General features: G+C 70.7%; 3 protein-coding genes and 1 pseudogene. 1 reads left to right on the top strand and 3 read right to left on the bottom strand.

Annotation, left to right across the window (positions count from 1 at the left end; all coding sequences use genetic code 11):
* Together KD1_RS04805 and KD1_RS04800 are read right to left on the bottom strand one after the other, a co-directional pair.
* Positions 1-2,958: pseudogene (locus KD1_RS04805) on the bottom strand (DUF11 domain-containing protein); the annotation flags it as partial.
* Between the two features lie 119 nt (positions 2,959-3,077).
* On the bottom strand, positions 3,078-3,701 hold the full coding sequence (locus KD1_RS04800) for a helix-turn-helix transcriptional regulator (RefSeq protein ID WP_068398318.1): 624 nt from the start codon (positions 3,699-3,701) through the stop codon (positions 3,078-3,080).
* A gap of 175 nt (positions 3,702-3,876) precedes the next feature.
* Between KD1_RS04800 and KD1_RS04795 the strand changes: the two genes are divergently transcribed.
* Positions 3,877-5,292, top strand: a complete 1,416-nt coding sequence (locus tag KD1_RS04795; protein ID WP_068398315.1) for a COG1470 family protein — start codon at positions 3,877-3,879, stop codon at positions 5,290-5,292.
* Positions 5,293-5,381: 89 nt separating this feature from the next.
* On the opposite strand, the gene KD1_RS16775 is transcribed toward KD1_RS04795, so the two are convergent.
* Positions 5,382-5,797 (bottom strand): alpha/beta fold hydrolase (locus KD1_RS16775; protein ID WP_370670745.1); only part of this gene is annotated, 416 nt, incomplete at its 5' end.

Here is a 5,797-nt window from a genome sequence, read left to right as displayed (position 1 = left end):
TGGCGTCGTCGCGGTCACCACGAACTCACCCGAGTTGTTGGTCGCATCGGGGTCGGGCAGATCCGTGTGGACCGTGACCGTTCCCCCATGGCTCCCCGGCACCAGCACGGTCACCGGAATCTCGATCACCGTCGCCCCCTTCGGCGGCACGGAGTCGACGACGCACGTCACCGTGCGACCGCTGGCGGTGCAGCCGCTGGGCAAGGCGCCGAGCGTCACGTCGGCGGGCAGGTCGAACACCACGGTGGCGTCGCTCGCCCGCGCCGGCCCCGGATTGGTGATCCTCGCGGTGATGACGGTGCTCAACTCCACGTCACCCGATTCCGGCTTCGCCGAGACGGTGACGGCCAGGTCGGCGGACATCTGCCAGGCCGGTTCCGACACTGGAGCGCGGTGCGCCACGACCGTGCGCAATCCCGAACCATCGGGGCGAAGGGCGTAGATGCCACGGCGATCCGCCTGCCCGACGGGCTGCCCGGTCACCGCGATCTCGGAGCCGTCCGGGGACCAGGCCGGGTCGGTGGCGCGCTGCAGCACCGAGCGCGACGGCATGGCCGTGCCGTTGGCGGCGAAGCCCGTCACCGGTCGCACAGCCGCGACGGTCTCGGGCCGGTCGGCGGTGCCGTCCTCGTTCGTGTCGGTCAGCCGCGCGATCGACACCTGCCCGGCGGACTCGTAGGCGACCGACAGACCGTCCGGGGACCAGGCGGGGGCACGACCACGCACCGGAGTACAGGCGGTCACGCCCTCACACTGAGTCAGGGCCTGGGTCGAGCCGGTGTCCGGATCAACGACCCACAACTGACTCGCCGGGTTCTCGGTGCGCTGAGAGGCCGTGCCGGCGGTCGGCTCGGCGGACGTCGTCGTCTCGGGCGTCGCGGGGTCCGCCTGGACGCGCACGGAGTTGGAGGCAAAGTGGTTGCCGGTGTCACGGTCACCGGGCTTCACCCCCGACAGGCTGGCCGACACGCTGCCGGGCCCGACGACGTTGGCGACGAGATCGAACGTCCACCTGCGCTCCGCTCCGGGTTGCAGCGCCGCGCTCTGACAGCGGATCCAACCGCCGGAACTGGGCCGGACGGAGCAGCCGTCTGGCAGCACCTCACCGAACAGGAGAACCTGCTCCCGCCCCGGCAAGGCGCCCGGCACCTGGATGTCGACGGTGAACTCGTCCGCTCGTCCCGCCGAGGTGGCGTTCGTGACCCGGACCGTCGCCGTGCCCTTCGTCCCGTTCTGGAGAGCGCTCGGGGTGGTCAGGGTGACGGCGACGTCCGCCGGCGCTCGCATGGTTCGCCGACCCACGACGATCCGCTTCCCGTCGGGTGACCACGAGGGGCCTTCGTCCCAGTACGTGGTGTTCGAGTCGCGATCCACGGTCAACCGCGTGGCCGTCCCCGAGGCGACGTCGGCGACCCAGATCTGCGACGTCGAGTCGACCAGCCGGGCATCGGAGGTCTGCCGGACGAACGCGACCAGCCGGCCGTCCGGCGACCACGCCGGTTGGGTGTCCACGACATCGGCCACGGGGTCGCGCAACAGCGGCTGCACGTCCGACCCGTCGGCCAGCGCCGTGACGATCTCCGAGCCCATCGGCGCTCCGGTCGTGCGGGCGTAGGCGATGCGCCGCCCATCGGGGGACGTGGCGGCGGAATGCTCGTCGCGGGGGGTGTCCTGGCCGTCGACGTCGACGGTGCCCGCGGCGATCGCGCGCCGGCCGCTGCCGTCCACGGCGATGACATCGGCGAGATCGCGGGAGGCGGTGCGGCGGGTGAAGACGGCCTGCACGGCCCAGTCGTCGGACGCCGAGGACAGCGCCGCGTGCGACTCCGCGCGGCCGGGTTCGTCGGCGAACGAGAGGAGCGTCGTGGGGTCGGCTTGTCGGGGTAACCCGGGCTGGCTGGTGGTGTCGTCACCGATCAGGTCGACCCGTTGGAGGTCGCCGAGCGGGTCGGTGGCCGTACTCGTGAAGGCCAGCCGCGTGATGCCCCCGGAATGGGAGACATCGGCCTCGGCGCCTTGTCGCGGAGCGTCGTCGGGCCAGATGGATTGCGCGGCCTGGGAGCGCAGATCGGCCGGGTCAACCGTGATTGTGGCCAGGGAGCCGTCCGAGCGGAACTGCGTCGTGCTGAGCACGACGACCCACCCCTGTTCGGCGTAGGGGTTGTCGGCGTTGGCGAAGAACGCGCGCGGCTGACTCTCGTCGGCGGGGTCGTCGGTGAGTCGGACCGGGTCGCCGTCGAGGGTGAACGAGGAGAGGCCCTCGTTGAGCCGGACGGCGAAGAGGTCGGCGAGTCCGTCGTGCACCGAGGGCGTGCTCCGGCTGAACGCGATCGCCGCGTTGCCCACCCACGTCGGCCAGAGATCCGTACCGGAACCGGGCGGGATCTGCACGGGTCGGATCTCGTCGCACGGCAGGAGGCGGGCGGGCGTGTCGCTGGTGGCCGGAGCGTCGTACAGCTCGGCGGCCCAGATGCTCCACTTCCCGTCGGTGTTGGCGGCATAGGCGATGCGGCGACCGTCCGGGGAGAGGACCGGGTGCGACTCCTCGTCGGTGTTGCAGGTGAGACGGTGGACGTCGACCTTCTCCACCCCGTCCTCCCACGAGGCCTGCCGCAGGTAGACCTCGCCGGCATCGGTGTCGCGGGTGCTGACGAAGACGAGGTCGTCCCCGGACCAGGAGGCTTCGCCGGTGAAGTCACCTCCCGGCGGTACGACATCGGTGGTGGTGGGGCATTCGTAGAAGTAGTCCTCGCAGTCGCCGGCGGCGCGTTGGATGACCAGTTCGCTCGAATCCTGCGAAAAGTCGAGTCGCGGTGGGACGACGTCGACGGCGGCGTTGGCCGGGTGCGCGGCGAACGGCGTCAGGCTCGTGGCGAGCGCTGTGGTGGCCATGACGACGGCGAGCAGGCAGGCCACAGCCGCGGCCCCGCGTGCTCCACCGGTCCCGTTTCGGCGCATGCGCCACTCCTTCTCTGATCCCACTCCACTGTTCTTCACCGGCTGTCCTCCGCGCAGGGCCAGGGGACATTGATCGGGGCAAGCCCGAACGCCCGATCGGGCAACGTCGCGCGCACCCGTCAGATCAGGCCTTGGCGCAGGGCATAGGCGACGGCGTGGGAGCGGTTGCGCAACTGCAGTCGGGTGGTCACGTCGTGCAGCACGTTCTTGACGGTGCGCTCGGAGTAGCACAACTGCGCAGCGATCTCGGAGGTACTGAGCCCGTCGGCGACCAGTCGCAGCACCTCGACCTCGCGGGTGGCCAACCCGTTGAACGTCAGCCCCCGGGGGGTGAGCACCTGACTCTGCAGCTTGCCCACCTGGTCGAGGAGGCGGCCCAGCAGGTCGGGCGGAACGCTGCCCTCGCCAGCGGCGGCGCGCGTGATGACGTCGACGAGTCGTTCGGGGCTGGCGTCGGCACGCCGCAGGAGGCCGACCACGCCAACCTCCACGGCCGAGACGAGGTCATCGTCCTCGAGATGGCTGGCCATGAGAACGGTGCGGCAGGCATGGCTGCGCTGGACCTTGCGCAGGAGGTTGATGGCAGCCTCGTCCATGGCATCGACCACGACGACGGCCACGCGGGCCTCGGGCATCTGGTCGGCCTTGAGCACGCGCACCTCCGGGCGGTGCCGCAGTTGGCTGACCACGCCGGCGGCGGAGATCGGGTCGCGAGCGCTGACGACAACGGATACGGATTCCACGACGGGACCCCCTAGTCAGGTGTGAGGGCGGTCCTCCGTTCTCGAACCACCGTCGATGAGCATCCCAAGGCGGACTCTCCATGCACTCAGCGTTGACTCAACGGGCATCTCACGTGCCCTAACGGCCGCTTCAACGGCCACTGACGGGGCGGCCCGGAGTCGCGATAGTGGTCGGGTGACCACCGTTGCGCTGCTCGAAACCGACTCCGTCCAGGTGGAGGCCGGCCAATACGCGGCGCTCCCACTCAACGTCAGCAATACCGGCGACGTCGTCGAGGATTACGTCCTCGACATCGTCGGCGTGCCCGCGGCGTGGGCCACCGTGGAACCTGCCCGGTTCACGCTCTACCCCGGCACCTCCCAGACCGCGATGGTGCACCTGCGCCCACCGCGCTCCTCCCAGGTACCGGCCGGGGAGCAGCGTTTCGGCGTGCATGTCGTGCCCACCGAGCACCCGGAGCTCGCCGTCGTGCCCGAGGCCGTCGTCGAGGTCCTGCCGTTCCTGGAGACGACCGCCGAGCTCGTGCCGCGCATCTCGCACGGCCGCTTCGGCGGCAAACACCAGGTGGCCGTCGACAACCGTGGCAACGTGCCCGTGACGGTGATCCTCAAGCCACACGTCGAATCGGATGCACTCACGGTGCGTGCCGAGCCGGAGAGCCTGACCATCGACCCGGGCACGGCCACGTTCGCCGATGTGCGGGTCAAACCGACCTCTCGCCTGTGGCGTGGGACGCCCACGACGCTCCCGTTCGCCGTGATCGTGGCGCCGCAGGACACGCCGGAGGTGCGTCTCGAGGCCGGGTACGTGCAGGACCCGATCCTTCCGGCGTGGCTGCCCAAGGCCCTCCTCGCCGCGCTGGCCCTGGCGTTGTTGCTGGCCGGAGCGTGGTTCTTCCTGCTCAAGCCGAGCATCGCGTCGGCGGCCCGTGAGGCCATCGAGGAGCCGCTGCAGGAGATCAACGTCAAGGTGGCCGCGGCCGAGAAGGCCGCCGACTCGGCCGGAGCCGCCCAGAACGACGCGGCCAAGTCGGCCGAGCAGGCACAGAAGTCGGCCGGTGGTGGCGCGAAGAAGAACGGAACGTCCGCGTCGGGCAACACCGGCAACAAGGCGTCGGGCAACTCCACGTCGGGCAAGACGGCGTCGGGCAACAAGAGCGCGGGCGGCACAACGTCCGGCACCGGTGGGTCGGGAGGATCGAACACGGCGCGGCTGGTGACCGCTCCGACCTCCGATCGTCTCAGCACCGAGACCACCCAGGGAAACACCAGCACCGACGTCTTCCCCATCGCCGATGGTCAGACCCTGAGCCTGACCGACTTCGTCCTCGAGAACACCCAGGGCGACAGTGGCATCCTGCGGATCACCCTGGGTGACCGGGTGGTGCTGACCCAGGCGTTGGAGAGTTTCCGCACGACCGACTACCACTTCGTCACGCCGTTCGTGGCGCAGGGGCCGGCCCAGCTGGTCCTCGAGGTGACCTGCAACCGTCCGGGCAGCCCGCCGGACATGACGCCCGCGCCGACGAGCTGCGTCAACGCGGTGACCTTCGGTGGCGAGTTGCGCGCCCCGGAGCCCGCCGCCAACTGACCGAGATTGCCCCGCGCCGCCTCACGCGGTTCGAGGTCTTACGCGGCGGATTCCCGCCGCGTAAGACCTCGAACCGGGGAGGGGGACTCCTACGCCGTCAGGAACTCCAGCGCATCGCGGTACAGCCGCGGGCTCGACAGGGTGCGCACGTGCCCGAGCCCGGGGTAGAGGATCAGCGAACAGTCGGGGATCCGCGCCGCCGTCGCCCGCACCTCGTCCACCGGGAAGAACCGATCGGCTGCGCCGCACACGATGAGGACGGGTACGGCGATCCGCTCAAGCACGTCGGTGGCGTCGTAGGTGTTCTCGGCCTCGACCTCGACGAGCAGGTCGCCCGGCGGGGTGTCGGAGGACGCGAACAGCCGGCCCGCGATCGGGCCCACCGCCCGCCGCACGGGCGCCCAGCGTGGGCCGTCGATGATGTACTCGAGAGACGTGGCTCCGGCCTCGCTGTGGCGGCCTTCCGCCCGCTGCCGCGCCCACCGCGCGTCGACCTCGCTGCCCC

Origin of the sequence: Kribbia dieselivorans NBRC 106261 (assembly GCF_001552435.1) — a bacterium.
Lineage (GTDB): Bacteria > Actinomycetota > Actinomycetes > Actinomycetales > Dermatophilaceae > Kribbia > Kribbia dieselivorans.
The sequence above is the reverse complement of the archived record's forward strand: the minus strand, read 5'-3'. Positions and strand labels throughout refer to the sequence as shown.